This is a genomic window from Sphingomonas rhizophila (genome assembly GCF_014396585.1).
GTDB classification, from domain to species: Bacteria; Pseudomonadota; Alphaproteobacteria; order Sphingomonadales; family Sphingomonadaceae; genus Sphingomicrobium; species Sphingomicrobium rhizophilum.
Window position 1 is genome coordinate 1,388,497 of the sequence record NZ_CP060717.1, and the last position, 22,157, is coordinate 1,410,653.

Annotated in this window: 23 protein-coding genes and 2 pseudogenes; 10 read left to right on the forward strand and 15 right to left on the reverse strand. The window is 65.7% G+C overall.

Annotated features, from left to right (window positions below; translation table 11 throughout):
• Window positions 1–13: 13 nt before the first annotated feature.
• The 3 genes from H9L12_RS07045 to H9L12_RS07055 are packed head-to-tail and all read right to left on the reverse strand — an operon-like array spanning window position 14 to window position 1,411.
• Window positions 14–241 (reverse strand): F0F1 ATP synthase subunit C, encoded by a 228-nt coding sequence (locus H9L12_RS07045; RefSeq protein WP_187541144.1) that lies wholly within the window; start codon window positions 239–241, stop codon window positions 14–16.
• A gap of 29 nt (window positions 242–270) precedes the next feature.
• A complete protein-coding gene (locus H9L12_RS07050; RefSeq protein ID WP_187541145.1) occupies window positions 271–1,059 on the reverse strand; it encodes a F0F1 ATP synthase subunit A in 789 nt (262 codons plus the stop codon).
• Between the two features lie 34 nt (window positions 1,060–1,093).
• A complete protein-coding gene (locus tag H9L12_RS07055) occupies window positions 1,094–1,411 on the reverse strand; it encodes an AtpZ/AtpI family protein (RefSeq protein ID WP_187541146.1) in 318 nt (105 codons plus the stop codon).
• Between the two features lie 142 nt (window positions 1,412–1,553).
• Here H9L12_RS07055 and H9L12_RS07060 point away from each other — a divergent pair, with 142 nt between their 5' ends.
• Window positions 1,554–2,390 carry a PdaC/SigV domain-containing protein gene (locus tag H9L12_RS07060; protein ID WP_187541147.1) on the forward strand — a complete coding sequence of 279 codons (837 nt, stop codon included), beginning with the start codon at window positions 1,554–1,556 and terminating at the stop codon, window positions 2,388–2,390.
• Here H9L12_RS07060 and H9L12_RS07065 read toward each other — a convergent pair.
• The 4 genes from H9L12_RS07065 to H9L12_RS13545 are packed head-to-tail and all read right to left on the reverse strand — an operon-like array spanning window position 2,387 to window position 6,282.
• Window positions 2,387–2,767 (reverse strand): YdbL family probable chaperone protein, encoded by a 381-nt coding sequence (locus tag H9L12_RS07065; RefSeq protein ID WP_187541148.1) that lies wholly within the window; start codon window positions 2,765–2,767, stop codon window positions 2,387–2,389. The two genes, H9L12_RS07060 and H9L12_RS07065, sit on opposite strands and share 4 nt — an antisense overlap.
• A gap of 2 nt (window positions 2,768–2,769) precedes the next feature.
• The gene (locus H9L12_RS07070) at window positions 2,770–2,988 is read right to left on the reverse strand and encodes a YnbE family lipoprotein (protein ID WP_187541149.1); all 219 of its coding nucleotides are present in this window, start codon (window positions 2,986–2,988) and stop codon (window positions 2,770–2,772) included.
• Between the two features lie 11 nt (window positions 2,989–2,999).
• Window positions 3,000–4,634 carry an intermembrane phospholipid transport protein YdbH family protein gene (locus tag H9L12_RS13540; RefSeq protein ID WP_484592923.1) on the reverse strand — a complete coding sequence of 545 codons (1,635 nt, stop codon included), beginning with the start codon at window positions 4,632–4,634 and terminating at the stop codon, window positions 3,000–3,002.
• Entirely contained in the window at window positions 4,516–6,282 is a 1,767-nt protein-coding gene (locus H9L12_RS13545; protein WP_246450270.1) for an intermembrane phospholipid transport protein YdbH family protein, read from the reverse strand. The genes H9L12_RS13540 and H9L12_RS13545 overlap by 119 nt, the downstream gene beginning before the upstream one ends.
• A gap of 91 nt (window positions 6,283–6,373) precedes the next feature.
• On the opposite strand from H9L12_RS13545, the gene radC reads away from it, so the two are divergent.
• The 4 genes from radC to H9L12_RS07095 all read left to right on the forward strand — a co-directional run bounded on the left by radC (window position 6,374) and on the right by H9L12_RS07095 (window position 9,336).
• Window positions 6,374–7,063: a RadC family protein gene (gene radC / locus H9L12_RS07080; RefSeq protein ID WP_187541151.1), complete on the forward strand. Its 690-nt coding sequence runs from the start codon at window positions 6,374–6,376 to the stop codon at window positions 7,061–7,063.
• 64 nt (window positions 7,064–7,127) lie between these two features.
• The gene (locus tag H9L12_RS07085; RefSeq protein WP_187541152.1) at window positions 7,128–7,403 is read left to right on the forward strand and encodes a hypothetical protein; all 276 of its coding nucleotides are present in this window, start codon (window positions 7,128–7,130) and stop codon (window positions 7,401–7,403) included.
• Window positions 7,404–7,480: 77 nt separating this feature from the next.
• Window positions 7,481–8,806 carry an adenylosuccinate lyase gene (purB, locus tag H9L12_RS07090; protein WP_187541153.1) on the forward strand — a complete coding sequence of 442 codons (1,326 nt, stop codon included), beginning with the start codon at window positions 7,481–7,483 and terminating at the stop codon, window positions 8,804–8,806.
• On the forward strand, window positions 8,803–9,336 hold the full coding sequence (locus H9L12_RS07095) for a biliverdin-producing heme oxygenase (protein ID WP_187541154.1): 534 nt from the start codon (window positions 8,803–8,805) through the stop codon (window positions 9,334–9,336). Before purB ends, H9L12_RS07095 begins: the two co-directional genes overlap by 4 nt.
• Here the strand turns inward: H9L12_RS07095 and H9L12_RS14135 are convergent.
• Complete coding sequence (locus tag H9L12_RS14135) at window positions 9,317–9,469, reverse strand: hypothetical protein (RefSeq protein WP_343060533.1); 153 nt, start codon at window positions 9,467–9,469, stop codon at window positions 9,317–9,319. The two genes, H9L12_RS07095 and H9L12_RS14135, sit on opposite strands and share 20 nt — an antisense overlap.
• On the opposite strand from H9L12_RS14135, the pseudogene H9L12_RS14140 reads away from it, so the two are divergent.
• Together H9L12_RS14140 and H9L12_RS07100 are read left to right on the forward strand one after the other, a co-directional pair.
• Window positions 9,429–9,628 (forward strand): annotated as a pseudogene (locus H9L12_RS14140) (hypothetical protein); the annotation flags it as partial. The gene H9L12_RS14135 and the pseudogene H9L12_RS14140 sit on opposite strands and share 41 nt — an antisense overlap.
• Before the next feature lie 105 nt (window positions 9,629–9,733).
• Window positions 9,734–11,860 carry an HWE histidine kinase domain-containing protein gene (locus H9L12_RS07100; RefSeq protein WP_343060517.1) on the forward strand — a complete coding sequence of 709 codons (2,127 nt, stop codon included), beginning with the start codon at window positions 9,734–9,736 and terminating at the stop codon, window positions 11,858–11,860.
• A 43-nt stretch (window positions 11,861–11,903) separates the two neighbouring features.
• Here H9L12_RS07100 and dnaJ read toward each other — a convergent pair.
• A pseudogene (gene dnaJ / locus H9L12_RS07105) lies at window positions 11,904–13,027 on the reverse strand (molecular chaperone DnaJ).
• A 74-nt stretch (window positions 13,028–13,101) separates the two neighbouring features.
• Window positions 13,102–15,042: a molecular chaperone DnaK gene (gene dnaK / locus H9L12_RS07110; RefSeq protein ID WP_187541155.1), complete on the reverse strand. Its 1,941-nt coding sequence runs from the start codon at window positions 15,040–15,042 to the stop codon at window positions 13,102–13,104.
• Window positions 15,043–15,179: 137 nt separating this feature from the next.
• On the opposite strand from dnaK, the gene H9L12_RS07115 reads away from it, so the two are divergent.
• Window positions 15,180–16,388 carry a glycosyltransferase family 87 protein gene (locus tag H9L12_RS07115; protein WP_187541156.1) on the forward strand — a complete coding sequence of 403 codons (1,209 nt, stop codon included), beginning with the start codon at window positions 15,180–15,182 and terminating at the stop codon, window positions 16,386–16,388.
• Here the strand turns inward: H9L12_RS07115 and fabG are convergent.
• Both fabG and fabD read right to left on the reverse strand, forming a co-directional pair.
• On the reverse strand, window positions 16,342–17,079 hold the full coding sequence (fabG, locus tag H9L12_RS07120; protein ID WP_187543202.1) for a 3-oxoacyl-[acyl-carrier-protein] reductase: 738 nt from the start codon (window positions 17,077–17,079) through the stop codon (window positions 16,342–16,344). The two genes, H9L12_RS07115 and fabG, sit on opposite strands and share 47 nt — an antisense overlap.
• Entirely contained in the window at window positions 17,079–18,017 is a 939-nt protein-coding gene (gene fabD, locus H9L12_RS07125; RefSeq protein ID WP_187541157.1) for an ACP S-malonyltransferase, read from the reverse strand. The genes fabG and fabD overlap by 1 nt, the downstream gene beginning before the upstream one ends.
• An 80-nt stretch (window positions 18,018–18,097) precedes the next feature.
• On the opposite strand from fabD, the gene H9L12_RS07130 reads away from it, so the two are divergent.
• Complete coding sequence (locus H9L12_RS07130; RefSeq protein ID WP_187541158.1) at window positions 18,098–19,444, forward strand: APC family permease; 1,347 nt, start codon at window positions 18,098–18,100, stop codon at window positions 19,442–19,444.
• Here H9L12_RS07130 and H9L12_RS07135 read toward each other — a convergent pair.
• Window positions 19,380–20,144, reverse strand: coding sequence for an RHO alpha subunit C-terminal catalytic domain-containing protein (locus H9L12_RS07135; protein ID WP_425506764.1), 765 nt, complete (start codon window positions 20,142–20,144; stop codon window positions 19,380–19,382). The genes H9L12_RS07130 and H9L12_RS07135 overlap by 65 nt on opposite strands.
• Complete coding sequence (locus tag H9L12_RS14435) at window positions 20,102–20,569, reverse strand: aromatic ring-hydroxylating oxygenase subunit alpha (protein ID WP_425506765.1); 468 nt, start codon at window positions 20,567–20,569, stop codon at window positions 20,102–20,104. The genes H9L12_RS07135 and H9L12_RS14435 overlap by 43 nt, the downstream gene beginning before the upstream one ends.
• A 55-nt stretch (window positions 20,570–20,624) precedes the next feature.
• Between H9L12_RS14435 and H9L12_RS07140 the strand changes: the two genes are divergently transcribed.
• Window positions 20,625–21,473: a nickel-binding protein gene (locus tag H9L12_RS07140; RefSeq protein ID WP_187541159.1), complete on the forward strand. Its 849-nt coding sequence runs from the start codon at window positions 20,625–20,627 to the stop codon at window positions 21,471–21,473.
• Between the two features lie 63 nt (window positions 21,474–21,536).
• Here H9L12_RS07140 and H9L12_RS07145 read toward each other — a convergent pair whose 3' ends face one another.
• A complete protein-coding gene (locus H9L12_RS07145; protein ID WP_246450271.1) occupies window positions 21,537–22,055 on the reverse strand; it encodes a hypothetical protein in 519 nt (172 codons plus the stop codon).
• Window positions 22,056–22,157 lie beyond the last annotated feature (102 nt).

The window sequence follows — 22,157 nt, forward strand, 5'->3', positions numbered from 1 at the left end:
CGTTGGACGTCGGTTAGGCGACGAACAGCAGGATCATCGCGACGACGAACGCCAGCAGGCCGAGAAGTTCGGCGGCGGCGAAGCCGATGAACAGGCGGCCCTGCTGGCCGTCGGCGGCACCCGGGTTGCGCAGCGCGCCTTCGAGGAACGAGCCGAAGACGTTGCCCACGCCGAGCGCGGCCATGCCCACGCCGATCGCCGCGAGGCCGGCACCGAGAAGCTTTGCAGCATTAGCGTCCATGTTAAAAACTCCCTAGGAAAAACAGTTGCTTAGTGAAGGTTGATCGCGTCGTTGAGGTACAGCGACGTGAGCAGGGCGAAAACGTAGGCCTGGATCGCGCTGACCAGGATTTCGAGCAGCGTGATGGCGATCATCAGCAGGAAGCTGGGAATGCTGACGACCGGGAAAACCCACAGCGCGTCGGCGTTAGCGCCGTTGATGACGAAGCCCGCCAGCACTTCCATCAGGATGTGGCCGGCCATGATCGCGACGAACAGTCGCAGACCAAGGCTGAACGGGCGAACGAGAAAGCTGAGCAGCTCCACCAGAAAGATCAGCGGGACCATCACCGGCGGCGTGCCGTGCGGCACGAACAGCGAGAAGAAGTGCAGCTTGTGCTTGGCGAAACCGACCACCAGCACGATCGCGAAGCTGACGACGGCAAGGACGCCGGTCACGGTCAGCTGCGCGGTCACCGCGAAGGGGTGAAGCCCGACCAGCGCCACCGGCAGCATGCCGAGCAGGTTGGCGAACAGGATGAACATGAACAGCGAGAAGACCCACGGCACGAAGCGGCGGCCGGCCGGTCCGATGTTGGTGTCCATCATGTTGGTGATGAAGCCGGTCATGCTTTCGACCGCCATCTGCCAGCGGCCGGGGACCAGCTTGCGCTGCATGCCCATCAGCATGAAGCCCCACAACGCTGCAAAGGTCACCGCCATCCACAGGGCGGAGTTGGTGAAGGCGATGTTGTGGCCGGCGATCGACCAATCCTGACCGAACAGCGGTTCGATCCGGAATTGATGCATCGGATCGATCTTGCCCGATTCTGCGGCCACGTCGTAGTCCCTCTAGTCCAAACGCCCGGCAGGCCTATGGCCGCCGGTTCACCAGCTTGAAGATGCTCCAGAAGCCGCCGACGGTGCCAAGCACCATCATCACGACCAGGAGCAGGTGTCCCGTTCCGAACAGCCGGTCGAACAACCAGCCGATCAGTGCACCGCCGGCAAGGCCGCCGATCAACAGGGAGAGGACGCGCTGGCCGAGTTGCTCGTTGGCATCGGCCTTGATCGGTCCACCCGTCCGTTCCGCCTCGCGGGCCTGCGCCTGCTCGAGACGCTGTTCCAGCGAATCGAGCCGTGCATCCTGCGGGGCCTTGATCGGTTCCTGCCCGGATTGTTCGTCTGCCATGATCCAGTCTCCCGCAGCTAAGCGCCAACCCTTTGGAAAAGCGGGCGCGAAAGGCATGGAACATGGCGGCCAACCAACCCGCCAAGGCGCCGCCCCTTTATGAACCGCCGCCTGCCAAGTCAACCGCTCCAAGGGACGCATCTTGGCCTTGCGTCGCGCCCGTGGCACACCACTGCGCATGAAGCCCGTCCCGCACGCCTTGGTCGCCGCCGCGATCCTCCTCACCGGCGGTTGTCATTCGCCGGAAACCCGCGAAAAAATCGAGAAGATGCAGAATGGCGAAGTGGCGAAATCGCCCACCGCACCCGAACCGGGCCGGGCTTTCTCGCGCGAGGAGAAAACGCCGCTGCTCGACTTCAGCTACGAATGGCCGGCCGAAGCCGCCGCCATCCCGGCGCTGGTCGAGCGATTCACCAGGGACATGGACAGCGCCCACAAGCAAGCGGTCGCCACGGCGCAGGAAGATGAAAAAAGCCGCAAGGGCATCGGCGTCGACTTCAACAATCACAGCTTCGAACGAAGCTGGTCCACCGCGGGCCAATCCCCTGCCCTGCTCAGCCTGGTCGCGACCACCTCGGTGTTCACCGGCGGCGCCCATCCCAACCATGGGAGAACCGCGCTGCTGTGGGATCGCAAGGCCAACCGCGAGATGAAGGCGTCCGACCTTTTCGCCAAGGCGTCCGACTTTACCGCCCTGCTTAACGGGCCGTGGTGCAAGGGGATCGAGCAGGCGCGCCTCGAACGGCGCCAGGGCGAGCGGATCGGCGGCGAATTCGACATTTGCCCGCCGCTGTCCGACATTTCGGTGATCCCGGCCGACACCGACAATGACGGCAAATTCGACCGGCTACGATTCCTCGCCGACCCCTATGTCGCCGGTCCGTACGCGGAGGGTGACTATGAAGTGGCCTACGCGATCGAGCCGTCGTGGATCGCGGCGATGAAGCCCGAATGGCGGGACAGTTTCGAGCGGCCCTAGCCGCAGTAATCCGGCCGCGGCGCGCCTTGTCCCGGACCACGGCGGCGCCAGATCCCGTCCTGCAGCATGTAGACTTCGCCCACCGCAACGCGTGCGAACAGCTGGCACGCTGCGGTGATTCCGACCTCTGACGGACTGACCCCCCGCCGTGCCGCGAGCTGCGAGTAAAGCGAGCGCCGCTTGATGTTCACCGCGCCGACGATCTTGCGCAGGTTGTCGCCGGACCCGGCGGCAAGGCCAAGGTACCCGTCATAACGTTCGCCCACGACGCCCGACGCTCGCGCCGCGGCAATGGCGGGGCTGCTCTGCGCGGCCGCCGGCGCTGCACCGAGGGAGAGCGACGCAGCGACGGTCGCGACGGCGAGGAATCGCGCCATGTTCAGCGATTTCCCGGCGCCGGCGTCGTCGGGAAGGCGTCGGGATTCTGGTTGATGATCTGCTCGACGTCGCGCTGTAGGCGCACCAGCACTTCCTGCTTGATGTTGACGTTGAGGTTGATCTCGATCGGTTTTTCCGGCGTCTTGACCGATATGCACCCGCCCAGCGGCAGCAGCAGCGCTGTCGCCGCCAGGGCCTTGGGCACCGTGGCTATGTTCATGGCCTTACTCCTCACTTCGCATCCTGGTCGGGGGGTGGCGCGACGTCGACCTGCTCGTTGACCGGCGTCTGCGTCTGGGTCTGGCTTTCTTCCTGGCGCCGCACCTCGGTGACGATGCCGGGCACCTCGTCCAGCGGCACTGGCAGCGCGTCCGAAATGACGGTGCGCGGGTCGCGGAAGCTCTTGGCGGTCGCGATCAGGGCGCGGAATGGGCCCTTGATCGTCACGTTGAACTTGAACGGGATGCGATTGATCGACTTCAGGAACCGCTGGGTCTTGGTCGCATCGCCCAGCGCGACCTGGTCGATCGTCAGCCGAGTCGCGAATTCGCCATCGAGATAGCCGTCAAGGCGGATGACCATCGAGCGGAAGCGCAGGCTGCGCAACGCATCGAACGCTAGGCCGCCGAACATGCCGATGTTCGCGCGGTTGACGACACCATTATAGCTCAGCGTCCCGCCGCCCTCACGGCTGTCCAGTCGGCCGCCGACGATCCGGCCGCCGCTTTCGTCGAAGACCATCGGCAGGACGCCGTCGAACACGCCAGTGGCGCTGATTTCGGCAAAGCCCAGCGTCGTTACAAACGTCTTGGCATCAAGCCCGACCACCTCGAACGTCAGCCGCTTGGCGGTCGGCCGGGCGAAGTTGAGGATGGTTTCCTGCAGGATCAGCTTGCCGCCCATGAAGGGCCATTCGCCCCGCTCCACCTTCACCAGCTGGTCCCGGAGCAGCTGGTACCGGATCGTGCCGTTCTCGACGATGATGCCGGGGTTGATCGACGCGACCGTCGCGACCTGGTTCGGCGCGGTCTCGATCGCCAGCAGGTCGGTGAAGTTGACCGTGGTATTGAGCCCGGTGACCGGTCCGAACGGCGCCGCGAAATCGGTATCGACGACATTGAAGGCACCGGACGAATCGACCTTGCCGCTGCCGCTCCACGCGATCCGCCCGCGACCGTTCACGCTGCCCGTGACCAGCGCGATGACCCCCTCGGTCAGCCGGGTGAGCTGTTCGGGCTGGAAGCCGTTGTTGAACCGGATGCCGGGCACGTCCAGCACGGCCTCGCCATCGCCGCTGGACAGGCGATGCTCGATCGTGACGTCGGTCACCGGGGTCCTGGAATCGGGATGGACCAGCCGCCCGTTGGCGCGAATGACATTGTCTGCCAAGGTCAGGCGCATGTCGTCGCTGCGCAGCGGGTAGAAGCGCGGATTTTCGTTGCGGTCGCTGACCGTCACGCCGCCATTCAGCGCCAACCGATTGTTATCGAACGACCAGTCGCCCGACGAATCGCTGAGCAGCAGCGGCACGGTGCCGATGGTCGCTTTCATCCCGCCGAAGCTGCCGCCGACACCCTTGCCGCGGAAATCGCCGCGCAACGTTTCGGCATCGATAGCGACGGGCGAGGAGGCACGGCCAAGCCGGACGGCAAGGCGCGTCGTCTCGAACGAACGCTCGCCCAAGATCGCCAGCCGCGCCGCATTGAGCAGGAACGGGGAGCGGCCAAGCGTGCCCTGAAGCCGCAAATTATTGGTCTGCGCACCGAGCCTGATGGAACCGCCCGGCGCCTGTGTGACGATCGCCGGTCCACGCGTCGGACAGATCGGGAAGCGCGCCGCGCCCAGGCGTAGCGCCCCGACCTGCAAGGCCGAAAAGCGCGTATCGACGCAGCCGCGCCCGATCTGAAGCCCGCCATTGGCGCCGAAGGTGCCATTGATCGGCACCCTGAGGCCGGTCACTCGGCCGGAAGCGATCGGACCGTCGAGCACGGCCACCGTCTGGACGTTGGTGGCGCCACTCGGCTGCGCCGCGAAATACACCGGGGCCAGCGCTAGCCGCGCGCCCCGGCCTCGTACGGCGCGATCCGGGCGGTGCCGCTGATCCCGCCCCGGCACGCGGCGAGGACAGGGAAACCTGGGCGGTGGGCAGCCCGCCGCCGCTCACATCGACGTCGCCGTCGAGGCGCAGCCGCCCCGATGGCCAGTAATAGGTGATGCCGTCCCCGCCGGCGACCGTTGCACGCGCCCCGCCCGGCGCGTCGACCCGGGCGGTCTCGATCCGTACGCCGCCGGAGCCGGGCCGGTTCACGGCCACCAGCCGCCCGGCGACGTTGAAATTACGCGCCGCCCCGTCGACGGCGCGGGCAATGCCGGTGGCAATCGGTCCGATCGGGGTTCCCGCCGCCTTCATCAGCGGGCCGGTGAAGCCGCGGGTCATTGCCGGGTCAAGTGTAACCCCCGACGCGCCATAGGCCGCCGCGAACTCGAGCGAGCCGCGAGCTGCCGCCAGGTGATAGCGCCCGTCGAGCCGCGTCCGGTCGGCAAAGATCTGGGCCAGCCGTGCCCGCTGGGCAGCGACGTCGATCCGGCCGGAAATGTCGGTCGGTGTGCCCTTGAAGGTCAGGTTGCTGGTCGCGTTGGCCAGGCCGTTGGCGCCGGCGACCAGCGACGCGAAGCTCATCCGGCCCTTGCCGTCGAAGCTTCCGAATGCCTCGCTGAACCGGCTGTCGATCTCCATCCGTGGCGCCGCCAGCGCCAAACGGCTTTGCGGACAGGCGAAGCTGGTCGCGGCGACCGGGCCGACGACATGCGGACGCCGGGCGTCTACGGAAATGGCGACGTTCGACTTGAGGCCGGTGACGGTGCACTTGCCCGGCCGAAGCGACGGCGCCGATACCGCCAGCCGCCCGCGGAACCCGCCGCTGAGGTTGCCCGCGCCGATCACCGCCCCGCCGATCTTCCCATAGGGCGTCTGCAAACCGATCTGCGTGTCGGCGACATCGACGACGATATTGGGAAGGGTGAAGGGCTTGCCGCTCGGCGGCGGAAGCAGCTTGTCGACCTCGCCCCAGCTGACCTTGCCGCCAACCACCCGGCCCTGCAGCCGGACGCCGCGCGCGACAATCCGGTATACTTCCACGGATCCGGTGAGCAGCACGCGAAGCTGGATGACCGCCTTGTCCGCCGTCAGGTCAGGATTCCGGGGATCGCCGATGACGAGGTTGCTGACCTCCTGCGTCCGCAGGCCCACGCGGTCTAGGCGGTAGGTCGCCTGCACCCCGCGATTCTCCAGCTCCTTGGCCAGAACGTTGTTGGCGATCGGCTTGCGCGCGATCCACAGGCCGACGGCGGCTACGACGGCGAGGATGAGGATAACGATCAGGCCGAGGCGGGTGATCCGCCAGACACGATGCCAGTGGCCGCGATGGCGGACGACAGTAGGCTCGGCGAGGCCCGCCTCACCAAGTTCTTCCGCGACCTCCTCCAGCGGCCCATCATCCTTGCGCTCACTCATGCTTGGCTCACAACCGCTCGCAATCCAGACCGTTCCGTATCTGTTACGGTGGCGCTTGTCGCCGCGACGAGCCACCCCTAGCGTGCGCCGAATGAGTGAGCGTGATGCGTCCCCCACCGATTCCAGCGGTCACCGCGCGCGGCTTCGGCAGCGGCTGTTCGACGGCGGCGGGCGGGCACTGCTGGATCATGAGCTGGTCGAATATCTTCTCGCCCTCGCCATCCCCCGTCGCGACACCAAGGCGCAGGCCAAGGCGCTGATCGCCCGCTTCGGCGGGATCGGCCGGCTGCTCGGCGCCGACGTCGAGGCGCTCCGCCGCGAGGGCCTTAGCGATACCGTCATCGCCGCGCTCAAGATTGCCTCGGCCACCTCGGAGCGGCTGCTGGAAACACGGGTCGAGGCGATGCCGATCCTGTCGAGTTGGGACGCGCTAGGCGATTATCTCCACGTCACCATGGCGCATCTGTCGATCGAGCAGGTGCGGGTGCTGTTCCTCAACGCAAGAAACATGCTGATCGCCAACGAGGCGATGTGGAGCGGCAGCGTCGACGAGGCGTCGGTGCATGTGCGCGAGGTCATCGCCCGCGCCATCGCTCTAGGCGCCACCGCGATCATCATCGTCCACAACCACCCCAGCGGCGACCCCTCGCCCAGCCAGCAGGACATCCGCCTGACCCGCGACCTGGTCGACGCCGGCCGCCACATGAAGATCACGGTGCACGACCACGTCATCGTCGGCGCGAATGGCCGCAGCAGCTTGAGGGCCATGGGCCTGATTTGAGCAGACAACGTAGTGTCCGACTTCGACCCATTGCGGACATTAGTGCTAACGCTAGGCTGCCCGCATGAACAAAGCATACGACAAGCTAATGCGGGAGGTCTGTGTTGGTCTGGGGTTCTGTGGAACCGTTATCGACGGCGTGCCTACGAAGGTTGAAATGTACCTTCCCGAACAAGGACCCGTTCGCGCAGAGCAGTTTGTTGATGCGGTGTTACGAGCCGAAGGATGGGACCCTAGCAGCGCAACTGCGCAAGGCTATCGCAGAAGCATCCGCAATGCCTTCGTGAAACATATGGGATCGGACGAGGTCGACGCAGGGTCCCTTCGCCAAGGCATCTAATGTCCGTTTTCCACCCAAAGCGGACATTAGCTTCTCGTCGATTGAATGCGGCGCCCGCCCTGCTAGCCGCTCGCGCCATGGTTCCTCGCTATTCCCGCCCCGCCATGACCGCCATCTGGTCGTCCGAAAACCGCTACAAGATCTGGTGGGCGATCGAGGTGTTCGCCGCCGAGGCGATGGGCAAGATCGGCATGATCCCGGCCGACGACGCCGCGACCATCCGCAACGCCTATGACGCCGATGTCCTCGGCGAGATCGACGTGCCGGCGATCGACGCGATCGAGGCGGTGACCAAGCATGACGTCATCGCCTTCCTGACCTGGGCCGGCGAGAAGCTGGGGCCGGAGCGGCGCTGGCTTCACCAGGGCATGACGTCCAGCGATGTGCTCGACACCTCGCTAGCGGTGCAGCTCAAGCAATCCGCCGACCTGCTGCTCGACGACCTCGACGCGCTGCTCGATGTGCTCAAGCGCCGCGCCATCGAACACAAGATGACCGCGACCATCGGCCGAAGCCACGGCATCCATGCCGAGCCGGTCACCTTCGGCCTCAAGCTTGCCCAGGCCTATGCCGAGTTCGACCGCTGCCGCACCCGCCTCGTCGCCGCCCGCGACGATATCGCCACCTGCGCCATCAGCGGCGCGGTCGGTACCTTTGCCAATATCGATCCCGCGATCGAGGCCCATGTCGCGGCCGAGCTCGGCCTGTCGCCCGAGCCGACCTCGACCCAGGTCATCCCGCGCGACCGCCACGCCATGTTCTTCGCGACGCTCGGCGTCATCGCCTCGTCGATCGAGCGGCTCGCGGTCGAAATTCGCCACCTGCAGCGCACCGAGGTGCTCGAAGCGGAGGAATATTTCTCGCCCGGGCAGAAGGGCTCGTCGGCAATGCCGCACAAGCGCAACCCGGTGCTGACCGAGAACCTCACCGGCCTTGCCCGCGTCGTCCGGTCTGCGGTCGTCCCGGCGATGGAGAATGTCGCGCTGTGGCATGAACGGGACATCAGCCATTCGTCGGTGGAGCGGTTCATCGGCCCCGATGCCTGCATCACGCTGGACTTCGCGCTGGCCCGCCTCACCAGCGTCGTCGACAAATTGCTGGTCTATCCGGACCGTATGCAACGCAACATGGATCGAATGGGCGGGCTCATTCATTCCCAGCGCGTGCTTCTCGCCCTCACCCAGGCCGGCCTCAGCCGCGAAGACAGCTATGCGCTGGTCCAGCGCAACGCCATGCGGGTGTGGGAATCCGACGGCCAGCTCCAATTGCTCGACCTGCTCAAGGCAGATCCCGAGGTCACTTCGCGCTTGTCAAACGACGAGCTCGAGGGCCTGTTCGACCTCGGCTACCACCTCAAGCGGATCGACACGATTTTCGCGCGGGTCTTCGGGGACAGCGCTTGACCGCCCACGCTGCCTTAAGGGCGGCGACGCGCGATGCTCACGACCAACTCGACTCCCATTTCTCCGGCTACGACCTGGCCGACCCTGGCGACTATGGCCGTTTCCTGACCGCCCACGCCGCCGCGTTCCTGCCGATCGAGGAAGCGCTCGACCGGGCTGGCGCGGCGAGGCTGGTGGCGGACTGGCCGACCCACCGCCGGCGGGACGCCCTGGTCGCGGACCTGGCCGACCTTGGGCTGACTGTCCCTGCACCAGTCGCAGCGCCAGCCTACGCCAACGACGATGCCCTGCTTGGCGGTCTCTATGTCCTCGAAGGGTCGCGCCTTGGCGGCGCCGTGTTGAAGCGCGCCGTTGGCGACACCCTTCCGCACAGGTTCCTGTCCGCGCCGCAGGAGAGCGGACGATGGCGGCGCTTCATTGCGACGCTCGATCAATTCCTCTACTCCGGCGCCTCACTTTCCCGGGCGGGCGATGCGGCCAAGGCTACATTCGCCTGTTTCGAACAAGCTGTTACGGTGCCGCGTCCATGAGCGAAGCTGACTTCAACGTCGATTTGACGAACTGCGATCGCGAGCCGATCCACTTGCTGGGCGCAATCCAGCCGATCGGCTTCCTGATCGCCCTGTCGACCGACTGGATCGTGTCGGCGGTGTCGGCGAACATCGGCGACTTCCTCGACACCTCCCCGAACAACTGGTCGGCCAGCCGATGTCGACCCTATTCACCGGGGAGGCGATCCACTCGCTGCGCAATCGGCTGTCGCTACTACGTGGCGACGATGCGGTCGAACGCGTCTTCCGCCTGGCGTTGGTCGAGGACGGCGACCCCTTCGATGTCGCTGTCCACATGTCGAACGGGAAGGTCATCGTCGAGGCCGAGCCTTCAAGCGAGCGCGACTACGGCGATGCCACCGGCACCGTCCGCGGGATGATCGGCCGCCTCGACCAGGCCACCGACCTCGCCGCCTTTTTCAACGAAGGCGCCCGCCAGGTGCGCGCCCTGACCGGGTTCGACCGGGTCATGGTCTATCGCTTCGAGCCCGACGGTTCGGGCGAAGTCGTCGCCGAACACGTCAAGAGCGGCATCGGCAGTTTCCTTGGCCTCCACTACCCCCACACCGACATACCGGTGCAGGCCCGCGCGCTTTACAAGCGTGCGCTGTTGCGCGTGATCACGGATATCGATGCGAAGCCGGTGCCGATCGTCCCGCCGCTCGACGAACACAAGAAGCCGATCGACCTGTCCCTGTCGGTACTTCGCTCGGTATCGCCAATTCACATCGAATATCTGCGCAACATGGGCGTGCGCGCGTCGATGTCGATTTCGATCCTGGTCGAAGGCGAATTGTGGGGCCTCATCGCCTGCCACCATTACAGCCCGCGCTGTCCCGGGTTCGAACGGCGTTCGGTGGCCGAACTGTTCGCGCAGATGTTCGCAATGCGGATCGAAAGCCGCATCCGTCAGCAGACCGTCGACTACGAACGTCGTGCCCGCGATATTTCCGACCAGCTGCTGGGCGCAGTAGCGTCGGACGAAACCCTGCTCAACGATCCGGCTTGGCTGTCCGACATTTTGACGCACGCCATCCCGGCGGACGGGGTCGCTGTGTGGATCAACGGCAATTACGCCATGTCGGGACAGACGCCCGACACGCGCGGAGTGGCGGCGATCGTCAACGCGCTCAACGCCGCTGCCGCGGGCAAGGTTTTCGCCACCGATCGCATCGCCGACCTGGTACCCGACGCAGCTCGGTTCGAATCGGTGGCATCGGGGATGATGTCGCTCCCGATCAGCCGCAACCCCCGCGACTATGTCATCCTCTTCCGGTCGGAACGGGTACGGTCGGTGCGCTGGGCCGGCGATCCGCACAAGCCGGTCGAATATGGGCCGAACGGTCCGCGCCTCACGCCGCGCCAAAGCTTCGAGGAATGGAAGGAACTGGTGCAGGGCCGGTCGGAGCCGTTCACTCCTTCCGAAATCCGGGTCGCCGAAACGCTTCGGGCGACGCTAATCGAGGTTGTTCTCCGCCTCGCCGACGAAGCGAGCGTGGAGCGGCAGCGCGCGACCGCCCGCCAGGACCTGCTGATCGCCGAGCTCAACCACCGCGTGCGCAACATTCTGGCGTTGATCCGGGGTCTTATCCGCCAGTCACGCCCTCCCGAAGGCGCGTCGGTCGAGGATTTCGTGTCGGTCATCGACCGCCGGGTCCACGCCCTCGCCCGTGCCCATAACCAGATCACGGACGACCAATGGGGTCCCGGCGCGTTCCAGAGCCTGATCGACGCGGAAGCAGCCGCTTTCCTTCAGGCCGACGTCCATCGCATCACGACCGATGGCTGCCACATCATGCTCAATCCGCAGGCCTACTCGACGATGGCTCTCGTGATCCATGAGCTGGTCACCAACTCGACCAAATATGGCAGCCTGTCGAATGGCGGCAACGTCCATATCGTCTGCGACAAGGACAAATCCGGAAACGTCCTCATCGACTGGATCGAGAGCGGCGGCCCAAAGGTCGAGGAACCCAAGCGCCGCGGCTTCGGCACGACGATCATCCAGCACAGCGTGCCGTACGATCTTGGCGGAACCTCCGACCTCGATTTCGACAAGGACGGCCTCAAGGCGCGGTTCATGATCCCGGCGCAGCATATCGCCGCCGAAACGCCACCGCTCCGCAACAGTCCGCAAATCCAGTTCGCCGAGCCGGTCGAAAGCGCCAGCAACGTCAATTCGACGTTGCTCTCCGGTAAGCGGGTTCTCCTGGTCGAGGACAGCCTGATCATCGCCCTCGACGCCGAGGACATCCTGCGCCGTCTCGGCGCTCGCGATGTCATCACCGAGGGCAATGTGTCGGGAGCGATCCTGGCCATCGAGACCTCGCCGCCCGACCTTGCCGTGCTCGACATCAACCTCGGCGATCACAACAGCTTCGCTATTGCTGACCGCCTCAACGACATCGGCATACCGTTCGTGTTCGCGACCGGCTATGGCGAGCAGGCGCAGCTGCCGGAGGCGCACCGCCCCGTATCGTCATCCAGAAACCCTACACGCTGAACAGCCTCAGCCGGCAGCTTCCCACGCTGTTCGAAAACCAGGCCTAGCCTTCGAAGATCTTCCGCGCGCGAGCGAAGAAGCCCTTGCTTGCCGGGCATTCGTCGCCTGTCTCGGTCTCTCGATACTGTTCCAGGATCGCGCGCTGCTCTTTCGTCAGCTTGGTCGGCGTTTCGACCAGGATGCGCGCCATCAGGTCGCCGCGGCCGCGACTGTTGAGCAGGCTCATGCCCGCCCGCGCTGACGCAGCGTCTCGCCTGACTGGATACCGGCCGGAATCTTGAGTTCGATCTTGGCGCCGTCAATGCCGGGGATTTCGATCGACCCGCCGAGCGCGGCAGTCGAGAAGCTGATTGGCGCTTCGGCGACCAGCGTCGTCCCCTCGCGCTCGAACAGCTGGTGCCGCTTCATGTGGACGAAGAGGTAAAGGTCGCCCGACTGTGCCCCGCGAACCCCCGCCTCGCCCTCGTTGGCGACACGGATGCGCGTTCCTTCATCGACGCCGGCCGGCACGTTGACGCTGATCTTTCGGCGCTTCAGCGCACGGCCCTCGCCGTGACAAGTTGGACAGGGGTCGGCGATCGTCTCGCCCGACCCCAGGCACGCCGGACAGCCGCGTTCGACGACGAAAAAGCCCTGTTGGGCACGGACTTTTCCGTGCCCGTTGCAGGTCGCGCATCGCTGCGGACGGCTATCGCCCTTGCTGCCGCGCCCTTCGCACGGCTCGCAGGTCGCAAGCGCATCGATCTGGATCGTCTGCTCCGACCCCGCGAACGCCTCCTCAAGCGTCAGGTCGAGGTCATAACGCAGGTCGGAGCCGCGCGCCGCGTTGGCCTGCTGCGCACGTGGGTCCATGAATTCGCCGAAGATCGACGAAAAAATGTCGGAGAAGCCGTCGAAGCCCGCGCCATTGCCCTGCCCGAACGGGCTGCCGCCGCCCCCGTTCTGGAACGCGGCATGGCCGAACCGGTCGTAGGCCGCGCGCTTCTGCGGATCCTTCAGGCAATCATAGGCCTCGTTCAGCGACTTGAACTTGGCTTCCTTGTCGGTGCAGCCGCCATGGCGGTCGGGATGACACTCCATCGCCAGGCGCCGGAAAGCCGATTTGATCGTCGCCCCGTCGGCGTCGCGCGCAACGCCGAGCAGTTCGTAATAGTCTTCGCTGACCATCACGGTCCCTTGAATAGAAGAAGCGGCGCCGGGGCCCTAAGAAGGGAGACCGGCGCCGCGTTCTTCACGTCCTATCAGCCCTTGTTTTCGTCGTCGACTTCCGAAAATTCGGCGTCGACCACGTCCTCGTCGGCCTTGGCTTCGGAAGACTCGCCAGCATTGGCCGACGCCGTGGTGGCATCGGCGCCGCCTTCGGCCTGAGTCTTCTCGTAGATCGCCTGGCCAAGCTTCATCGCGACCTGCGCCAGCGCCTCGCTCTTCTGCGTCATCGCATCGGCGTCGCCGCCCTCGACCGCAGTCCTGGCTTCGGCGATGGCCGTTTCGATCTCAGACTTGAGGCCGGCGTCGACCTTGTCGCCATGCTCCTTGAGCTGGTTCTCGGTCGAGTGGATCAGGCTCTCGGCCTGGTTCTTGGCTTCGGCCCCGGCGCGCCGCTTCTTGTCCTCTTCGGCGAACTGCTCGGCTTCGCTCACCATCTTTTCGATGTCGGCGTCGCTAAGCCCGCCCGAGGCCTGGATGCGGATCTGCTGTTCCTTGCCCGTGCCCTTGTCCTTGGCGTGGACGTTGACGATGCCGTTGGCGTCGATGTCGAACGTTACTTCGATCTGCGGCACGCCGCGCGGCGCCGGCGGGATTCCGACCAGGTCGAACTGGCCCAGCGACTTGTTGTCCGCCGCCATTTCGCGCTCGCCCTGGAAAACGCGGATGGTCACCGCGTTCTGGTTGTCGTCGGCGGTCGAGAAGGTCTGCGACTTCTTGGTCGGGATCGTCGTGTTGCGATCGATCATGCGGGTAAACACGCCGCCCAGCGTCTCGATGCCCAGCGATAGCGGGGTGACGTCGAGCAGCAGCACGTCCTTGACGTCGCCCTGGAGCACGCCGGCCTGGATCGCGGCGCCCATGGCGACGACTTCGTCCGGGTTGACGCCGATGTGCGGTTCCTTGCCGAAGAATTCCTTCACCACTTCACGCACGCGCGGCATGCGGGTCATGCCGCCGACCAGCACGACATCGTCGATGTCACTGGCCTTCAGGCCCGCATCGGCCAGCGCCTTCTTCATCGGCTCCTTGGTGCGGTCGATCAGGCCCTGGACCAGCTTTTCAAGATCGGCGCGGGTGATCGTTTCGACCAGGTGCAGCGGCGTGGTCGCTCCGCCTTCCATGCGGGCGGTGATGAATGGCTGGTTGATCTCGGTCGACTGGGCCGATGACAGCTCGATCTTCGCCTTCTCCGCGGCTTCCTTCAGGCGCTGCAGGGCAAGGCGATCGGTGCGGAGGTCGATGTTCTCCTTCGCCTTGAACTTGTCGGCAAGGAACTCGACGATCTTGGCGTCGAAGTCTTCGCCGCCAAGGAAGGTGTCGCCGTTGGTCGACTTCACCTCAAACACGCCGTCACCGATTTCGAGGACCGACACGTCGAACGTACCGCCGCCAAGGTCATAAACCGCGATCGTCTTGCCGTCGTTCTTCTCGAGGCCATAGGCCAGCGCCGCCGCGGTCGGCTCGTTGATGATGCGCAGCACCTCGAGGCCCGCGATCTGGCCGGCGTCCTTGGTCGCCTGGCGCTGGGCGTCGTTGAAATAGGCCGGGACGGTGATGACCGCCTGGGTGACCGTCTCGCCGAGATAGGCCTCGGCGGTTTCCTTCATCTTCTGAAGCGTGAAGGCGCTGATCTGCGACGGCGAATAATCCTTGCCGCCGGCCGCGACCCACGCGTCGCCGTTCGCGCCCTTGACGATCTTGTAAGGGACCAGCTCGGTGTCCTTCTTGGTGATCGGGTCATCGAACCGGCGCCCGATCAGGCGCTTCACCGCGAAGATGGTGTTGTCGGGATTGGTCACCGCCTGGCGCTTGGCCGGCTGGCCGATCAGTCGCTCGCCGTCCTTGGTGAACGCGACGACCGACGGGGTCGTGCGTGCGCCCTCGCTGTTTTCGATAACCTTTGGCTTCCCGCCCTCCATGACCGCGACGCAGCTGTTGGTCGTGCCGAGGTCAATCCCGATCACTTTTCCCATAAATCGTCCCTCTCAATACGCGCCTGTTTTGGTCCCGATTGCCCCGGGACCGGTTGATGTTTCGCCCGGCGATATAGGGGTCGCTTTCGCGACGACAAGGGATGTGGCCCGCCGTCCGTTCGTCTCTAGGAAGGGGCATGGGGAGCATTCGTTCGGGGAATTGGCTGACGGCGGATCGGGCGCGGCTGGTCGCGGCCGCCAGTCTCAGCGTGACGGTCGCCACCGTCGCCTGGTTGTTCCTGACCAGTAACGGCACGCTCGACGCCGTCGGCCGTCCGCTCGGCACCGACTTCTCGCAGGTCTGGACCGCGGGCCGGATGGCCCTCGATGGACAGGCCGCGCGGGTGTGGGACTGGCCGACGCACTTCGCGGTCCAGCAGCAACTGCATCAATCAAAGACGGTCGAGCTCTACGGCTGGCATTACCCCCCGCCCTTCCTGCTGGTCGCGTCTCTGCTCGCCTTCCTGCCCTACGTGACGGCGCTGGTGCTGTGGCAGGTCGTGACACTCGGTCCGCTGGCGGTCGCTGGCCAGCGCTTCCTCGACCGCCGCGACGGCCGGCTGTTCGTGCTCGGCGCGCCGGTCGTGCTGGTGTGCCTCACCCATGGGCAGAACGGCTTCCTCACGGCGCTGCTGCTCGGTGGCGGCCTCGCCCTGCTCGACCGGCGGCCGTTCGTGGCCGGGCTGCTCTTCGGATGCCTGCTCTACAAGCCGCAATTCGCACTGGTCATCCCACCGGTCCTGCTATTCGCGCGGCAGTGGCGGGCGATTGCCGGCGGCGCGGTGTCGTCGCTCGTCCTCATCGCGATCACCGTCGCCATCTGGGGTCCTGCGCCATGGCACAGCTTCATCGACAGCCTGCCGCTGACCAAGCGCGTGGTCATCGAGGCCGGCACCACCGGCTGGTACAAGCTGGTCTCGCCGTTCGCCGCGGTGCGCGCTTGGGGCTTGCCGGTGCAACCCTCGTACGCGGTGCAAGCAATGTTCAGCATCGCCGCTATCGGGGCTTCGATCTGGCTGGCGATGCGCGGCCGCCCGATGCTCCGCAATGCCGCGGTCACCGCCGCCGCGATCATCGCGACGCCTTACGTACTCGACTACGATCTCGTCGTCCTGCTCGCCGGAATCGCTTTCCTGTGGAAGGACGGAGAGCAGCACGGCTGGCGCGACTGGGAGCGGCCGATCCTCGCCCTCTGCTGGATCGCGCCGCTGATCGCGCGGACGACGGCTCTCTACACCAGCATCCCGCTCGGCCTGATGAGCGCGCTCGCCATCCTCGGCGTCGCGCTCAGCAGGGCGCTTAGGGCATCGCCATCCCGCCATTCACGTGCAGTGTCTGCCCCGTGACGTACCCCGCTTCACGGCTCGCCAGATAGACCACCGCCGCAGCGATATCGTCGCCAGTGCCCATCGCACCCGTAGGGATCTTCGACAGGATGCCCTCCCGCTGCTGGTCGCTCAGCGCGTCGGTCATCGCCGAGGTCATGAAGCCCGGCGCGACGCAATTGACCGTGATTCCGCGCGTCGCCAGTTCCTGGGCCATCGCCTTCGACATGCCGATCAGGCCGGCTTTCGACGCGACATAGTTGGCCTGGCCCGGGTTGCCGGTGACCCCGACCACCGAGGTGATCGAAATGATGCGCCCGAAGCGCGCCTTCATCATCGGCTTGGCCGCCGCGCGCATCAGGCGGAAGGCAGCTTCCAGGTTGACCTTCAGGACCTCGGAGAACTCCTCGTCCTTCATCCGCATCGCGAGGTTGTCGCGGGTGATGCCGGCGTTGTTGACGAGGATGTCGAGCTTGCCGAGCGCTTCCACCGCCTGCGGTACCAGCGCGTCGACCGCCGCGCCGTCGCTCAGGTTGCACGGCAACGCGACGTGATCGCCGCCAAGCTCCGCCGCGAAGGCCTCGAGCTTGTCGACATTGCTGCCGGACACAGCCAGCCGGGCCCCCTGCGCGGCGAGCGACTTGGCGATGGCGCTTCCAAGACCGCCCGAAGCGCCAGTCACGAGCGCGGTCATCCCGCTGAGGTCAAACATCATGCGATCTCCTTGGCGATGGCTTCGATATCTTCGATGGTGACGACGCTCGTTACCTTGGCGTCGGGCGCGATGCGCTTGACCATCGGGCCCAGCACCCTGCCGCCCAGTTCGACGAATTCCTCGACGCCCTCTGCGGCCATGTTGGCGATGCTCTCGCGCCAGCGGACCATGCCGGTGACCTGCTCGACAAGCTGGTCGCGGATGACCTGCGGATTGGCGGCCGCGGCGGCAGTGACATTGGCGTAGAGCGGCACACACGGCGCCACGATCTCGACCTTGCCCAGCGCGTCGGCCATGGCGTCGGCAGCGGGCTGCATCAGGCTGCAGTGGAATGGCGCCGACACCGGCAGCGCCACCGCACGCTTCGCGCCCATGTCCTTGGCAAGGGCGATGGCGCGATCAATGGCGCCTTTGTGCCCGGAAATGACCACCTGCGACGGATCGTTGTCGTTGGCGACCTCGCAAACCTCCCCCTCGGCGGCGGTCGCGGCGATGCGCTTGGCGAGTTCGACGTCGGCGCCCAGCAGCGCCGCCATCGCGCCTTCGCCGACCGGCACCGCCGCCTGCATCGCCTGACCGCGAAGCTTCAACAGCTTGGCGGTTGTCGACAGGTCGAACGATCCCGCACCGGCGAGCGCCGAATATTCGCCGAGACTGTGTCCCGCGACGAAATTCGCGGCCTTTTCCAGCTGAAAACCACCCTCGCGGGTCAGCACGCGATATACCGCCAGCGCATGCGCCATGATCGCCGGCTGCGCGTTTTCAGTCAGCTTGAGTTCGTCCTCGGGACCTTCGCGCATCAGGCGAAACAGGTTCTGCCCCAGCGCCTCGTCGACCTCGCCGAACACGTCGCGCGCGGCGGCGCTCGCCTCGCTAAGCGCGGCGCCCATGCCGACCGACTGGCTCCCCTGACCGGGGAATAGAAATGCGCGCATTACCCTCTCCTTTTCGCGCCGCCGGTTAGGCCGGGACGGCGCGATTGCCAACCCTGCCACTCGGTGCGACACGGGTGCCGATGGAACTCCACACCGCGCCGCCGCCGCCTCCACCGCCTCCGCCATCGAAGCGGCTCGGCAAGGTCATGAGCCTGTGCATGGTGGTCGGGACGATTATCGGCTCGGGGATCACGGTCCTGCCCGCCACCGTCGCGCCATTCGGCTTCAACATTGTCCTGGCGTTTGCGGTGACCATCGTCGGCACAATCTGTCTGGCGCTGGCGATGGCGCGCCTGGCCCTCAAGCTTCCCGGCGGTCCCTACACCTACATTTCCGTGGCGTTCGGCGACACGACCGCGTTCGTGACCATGTGGAGCTACCTCATCTCGCAATGGACCGGCGTTGCAGCAGTCGCAATCGCGGTCGGCGGAGCGCTTGGCCATGTCTTCCCGATGGTCTCGTCCGGCGTGCCGCTCGCGGCAGTGGCGATCGGATCGATCCTGGTGCTTGCGCTGGTCAACCTGACCGGTGCGCGCTCGGCGGGCATGCTCCAGGTCACGGCCACGCTGATCAAGATCGTGCCCCTGCTGCTGGTGGTGCTGCTCGTCCTCCTGCGCCTTGGCACCGGTCAGCCGCTCGAAGCACTCGCGCCGGCACCGATCAGCATGGCTGGGATCGCCGGTGCGGCGGCGCTGATGCTGTTCGCGTTCACCGGATTCGAATCCGCCGCGGTCAGCACGAACGTCACCGATGACGCTGCGGACGTGGTGCCATCAGCGACCGTCAACGGCACCATTTTCGTCGCGCTGATCTACCTAGTCGCAACGCTCTCGGTGCTGTGGCTCCTGCCCGCCGCCGTCGCCGGTTCCTCCAGTGCGCCCTTCGCCGACGCCACGGCCCCCACTCTCGGGCCGGTCGCCGGGGCGCTGGTTGCGGTCATCGGCGCAATCAGCGCCTTCGGCACCGGCAATGCGCTGATCCTGCTGTCGGTCGAAGTCGCCCGGTCAATCGCCAACGCCGGCGATCTGCCGCCCGCGTTCGCCCGCACCAATCGCGCCGGAGTTGCGACCTTCTCGCTGCTGGCGGCCACGACGGTCGCCGTACTGCTGGTGCTGGCCAGCATCAGTGACAATTTCGTCACCGTGTTCAATTTCGTGGCGTTGGTGTCGGCGGTCGCCGCGCTGGTTCTTTACCTGGTGTGCGCCGCCGCCGCGCTGAAGCTGAAGGCCGAAAAGCCGGTACTGGCCGGTATCGCAATTCTCTATGCCGTCGCGATGTTCGTTGGCGCGGGATGGGAAGCAACGCTGTGGGGCTTCGGCCTGATGCTCGCCGGCCTCCCGCTTCGCTGGTGGTCGCGGCGCCTCAATTCGAAGGCTGGCGGCTCCACCCCGGCGACGGTGCCCGCTCCAGCCGAGCTTCGGGAATAAGCCGCCGAAGCCGCTGGGCGAAGCTGCGTAACGACACCTCGCTCGTTCCCAGCGGACCCGCGACGTAGGACGGTGAGCCCATGCCTTTCTGAACCCGCGCGATCAGCTCGGTGTCCTCGGCGTTGACCCGCCGGTTGATCCGCCAGTTGAGATAGCGGACCGCCCGCATCTCGCGCCGATCGTCGGGCAGCGCGTAACTGATTTCGCGGATCACGGTTTCGGTCGCCGACACCGGCAGGAACTGCATGAAATCGACCTGGTCGGGATAGATGTCGAAGGCGACATTGGGGAACAGTTTGTAATAGAGCCATTTGCGCTGGTGGCTGGTCGGCAGGTGCGCCACGTTGGGCAGGAATTTCTGGTACGCCCGCTCCGACGGATTGCTGCTTTCGTCGACGCGAAGTTCGCCTTCCATCCGGTCGACCCATTCGCGCGCCTCGACCGAATAGCTTCGCCCGAACAGTCGCGTCAGGCCCGGATGACCGACCGGTATATGCAAGGCGTCCGAATAATTGTCGGCGATCGTCTTCCAGTTGAGCGCGCGCGGCCGCATCGTCACCCGTCCGATCGGTCGCAACTCCTCGAACCGGTAGGGGGCCACTTCGTGCTCATAGGGCGCCATCATCTCGTGCACCGACGGCGCGCCTGGCTCCAGCGTCACGAAAAGGAAGCCGCGCCAACGCTCCAGCGCGACCGGCACCAGTCCCAGCGCGTCCGGATCCAGCCCGGATATTCCTGCCGATGCGGTACGCCAACCAGCTTTCCATCGCGCGCATAGCTCCAGGCGTGATAGGGACAGGTCAGCACCCGAGCGCAGCCACCGGTCCCGTCGACCAGCCTCGATCCGCGGTGACGGCAGACGTTAGCGAATGCGCGGACCTGCCCGTCGTCGCCGCGAATGACGATCACGCTCTCGCCAAGATACTCCAGGCTCCGCCACTCGCCGGGCTGACCGATTTCCGCCTCATGGCACACTACCTGCGGCGCGGCTCGAAGGAAGGCACGCTTCTCGGCGGTCAGGAACTCTTCGGCATGGTAAAGCCATCCCGGAAGGCTCATGCCGTCGAGGGGGTCGGTGGTCGAAACCGGCTGCAGTCTGGTGGCCATCACGGACAAATGGCACATTCCCCATCCCCCCGGCAATTGGCGCGCGCAACGAAATCCATGTATGCAATCCACCTTGCATCGGGGAGTCGCAGTGCCGCTTTACCTCGACATTCACAATGTTCCCGGCGCCGGTGCGGACGACCTTCGCCGAGCGCATGAGGCGGACATGGCGGTGCAGAGCCGCCACGGCGTCGACTACAAGAAATATTGGCATAACGAGAAATGCGGTAAGGTCTTCTGCCTCGTCGATGCACCAAGCCGGGAAGCCGCCATTCGCGTCCATGAGGAGTCGCACGGACTTCGTCCCGAGAAGATGATCGAGGTCGATCCCGACCTGGTCGAAGGCTTTCTTGGCGGGGGCGACGACGATCATGGGGCAGCGTTGTTGCCCGGCACGCATACTGGCGAACGCGATCCCGCGATCCGCAGCGTCATGTTCACCGATATCGTCGGATCGACCGAAATGGCGCAGCGACTTGGCGACGATGTCGCCATGGCGCTGCTTTCCGCTCACGATGACATCGTCCGCCGTGCCGTTACCGGCCATAATGGCCGGGTCATCAAGCACACCGGCGACGGGATCATGGCGGTGTTCCTGTCGTCCTTCCATGCGGTCAAGGCCGCCTGCGAGATCCAGGGCGCGGTCGGCGGACTGGAGGAAGACGAACGAAGGCCCGCTTTCCAGGTGCGGATCGGGGCCGCGGCAGGCGAACCGATCGAGCGCGACAACGACTTTTTCGGATCGACCGTCAACCTCGCTGCCCGGCTTTGCGCCCGGGCCGATCCCGGTACCGTCCTGGTGACCAGCGGCATCGCCGAAATGTGCCTAGGCAAGGGAATGCGCTTCTCGGAATTGCGCGAGGCGACGCTCAAGGGCTTCGATGAGCCGGTGCGGACCCGGCAAGTGGTCATCACCTGCTGATCGACCGCGGCCGGCGGCGCCGTCGGGAACGGGCGGTGGCGGCCGCCGCCCGTTCCTATGCCGTCAGTACCTCGGGACGAATTGCGCCTGGATGATCGTCGAATTCGGCAGCTGGCACTGGCCGACGCCACCGCCCGACATGCCGCTGCTAGGCCGCATCAGCGTAAAGTGGCAACGCATGTAGCCGCCCGGGCCGGCGAGGTTGGCGAGTACCTGGCCGCTGTAGTGGGTGATGGTCTCGTCCGTCGGTCCCCACGGCCCCCAGCCGCCCCAGCCATATCCCCAGCGCCGGCCGCCCCAGCCGCGGCCCCAGCCATAGCCGGGACCCCAGCCACTCCACAGAGGACCGTAATCGGTCACGCGGCTCTCCTGGGTAATCTGGAAGAACTGGCCCTGATAGACCTGCCCGTTGGTCAGGCTCGCCACCATGGTCCCGCGAGTGCTGCCGCTTTGGCTCCAGTTAAAGGTCGCACCGATGTTGCCGGTGGTGCTCTGGCCCGTGCCGAAACCCGTTGTCGTGCAGCCGGCAGCGGCCAGCGCCGCCAACGAGGCCGCCGCTACTTTCAAGGACGTCTTACGCATCTTCACTGATCCTTTCTGCTGTCATAACGATTCCACTGCCCTCATTGCTCCACTGGACGGCGTGCGGGCCTGCTTGCCTTTTCCGGTGCCTTCCGCCATAGG

Excerpts from the sequence above, each read along its gene's own strand:
- H9L12_RS07130 (WP_187541158.1), top strand. The coding sequence starts at position 18,098 with ATGGAACTCCACACCGCGCCGCCGCCGCCTCCACCGCCTCCGCCATCG.
- H9L12_RS14135 (WP_343060533.1), bottom strand. The coding sequence starts at position 9,469 with ATGTTCGCCGACACCGCCGACACGATCCAGTCGGTCGACAGGGCGATC.
- H9L12_RS07145 (WP_246450271.1), bottom strand. The coding sequence starts at position 22,055 with ATGCGTAAGACGTCCTTGAAAGTAGCGGCGGCCTCGTTGGCGGCGCTG.
- H9L12_RS07065 (WP_187541148.1), bottom strand. The coding sequence starts at position 2,767 with ATGGCGCGATTCCTCGCCGTCGCGACCGTCGCTGCGTCGCTCTCCCTC.
- radC (WP_187541151.1), top strand. The coding sequence starts at position 6,374 with ATGAGTGAGCGTGATGCGTCCCCCACCGATTCCAGCGGTCACCGCGCG.
- H9L12_RS14435 (WP_425506765.1), bottom strand. The coding sequence starts at position 20,569 with ATGTGCCATTTGTCCGTGATGGCCACCAGACTGCAGCCGGTTTCGACC.
- fabG (WP_187543202.1), bottom strand. The coding sequence starts at position 17,079 with ATGTTTGACCTCAGCGGGATGACCGCGCTCGTGACTGGCGCTTCGGGC.
- dnaK (WP_187541155.1), bottom strand. The coding sequence starts at position 15,042 with ATGGGAAAAGTGATCGGGATTGACCTCGGCACGACCAACAGCTGCGTC.
- H9L12_RS07045 (WP_187541144.1), bottom strand. The coding sequence starts at position 241 with ATGGACGCTAATGCTGCAAAGCTTCTCGGTGCCGGCCTCGCGGCGATC.
- H9L12_RS13545 (WP_246450270.1), bottom strand. The coding sequence starts at position 6,282 with ATGAGTGAGCGCAAGGATGATGGGCCGCTGGAGGAGGTCGCGGAAGAA.
- purB (WP_187541153.1), top strand. The coding sequence starts at position 7,481 with ATGGTTCCTCGCTATTCCCGCCCCGCCATGACCGCCATCTGGTCGTCC.
- H9L12_RS07100 (WP_343060517.1), top strand. The coding sequence starts at position 9,734 with ATGATCGGCCGCCTCGACCAGGCCACCGACCTCGCCGCCTTTTTCAAC.
- fabD (WP_187541157.1), bottom strand. The coding sequence starts at position 18,017 with ATGCGCGCATTTCTATTCCCCGGTCAGGGGAGCCAGTCGGTCGGCATG.
- H9L12_RS07070 (WP_187541149.1), bottom strand. The coding sequence starts at position 2,988 with ATGAACATAGCCACGGTGCCCAAGGCCCTGGCGGCGACAGCGCTGCTG.
- H9L12_RS07115 (WP_187541156.1), top strand. The coding sequence starts at position 15,180 with ATGGGGAGCATTCGTTCGGGGAATTGGCTGACGGCGGATCGGGCGCGG.
- H9L12_RS07055 (WP_187541146.1), bottom strand. The coding sequence starts at position 1,411 with ATGGCAGACGAACAATCCGGGCAGGAACCGATCAAGGCCCCGCAGGAT.
- H9L12_RS07085 (WP_187541152.1), top strand. The coding sequence starts at position 7,128 with ATGAACAAAGCATACGACAAGCTAATGCGGGAGGTCTGTGTTGGTCTG.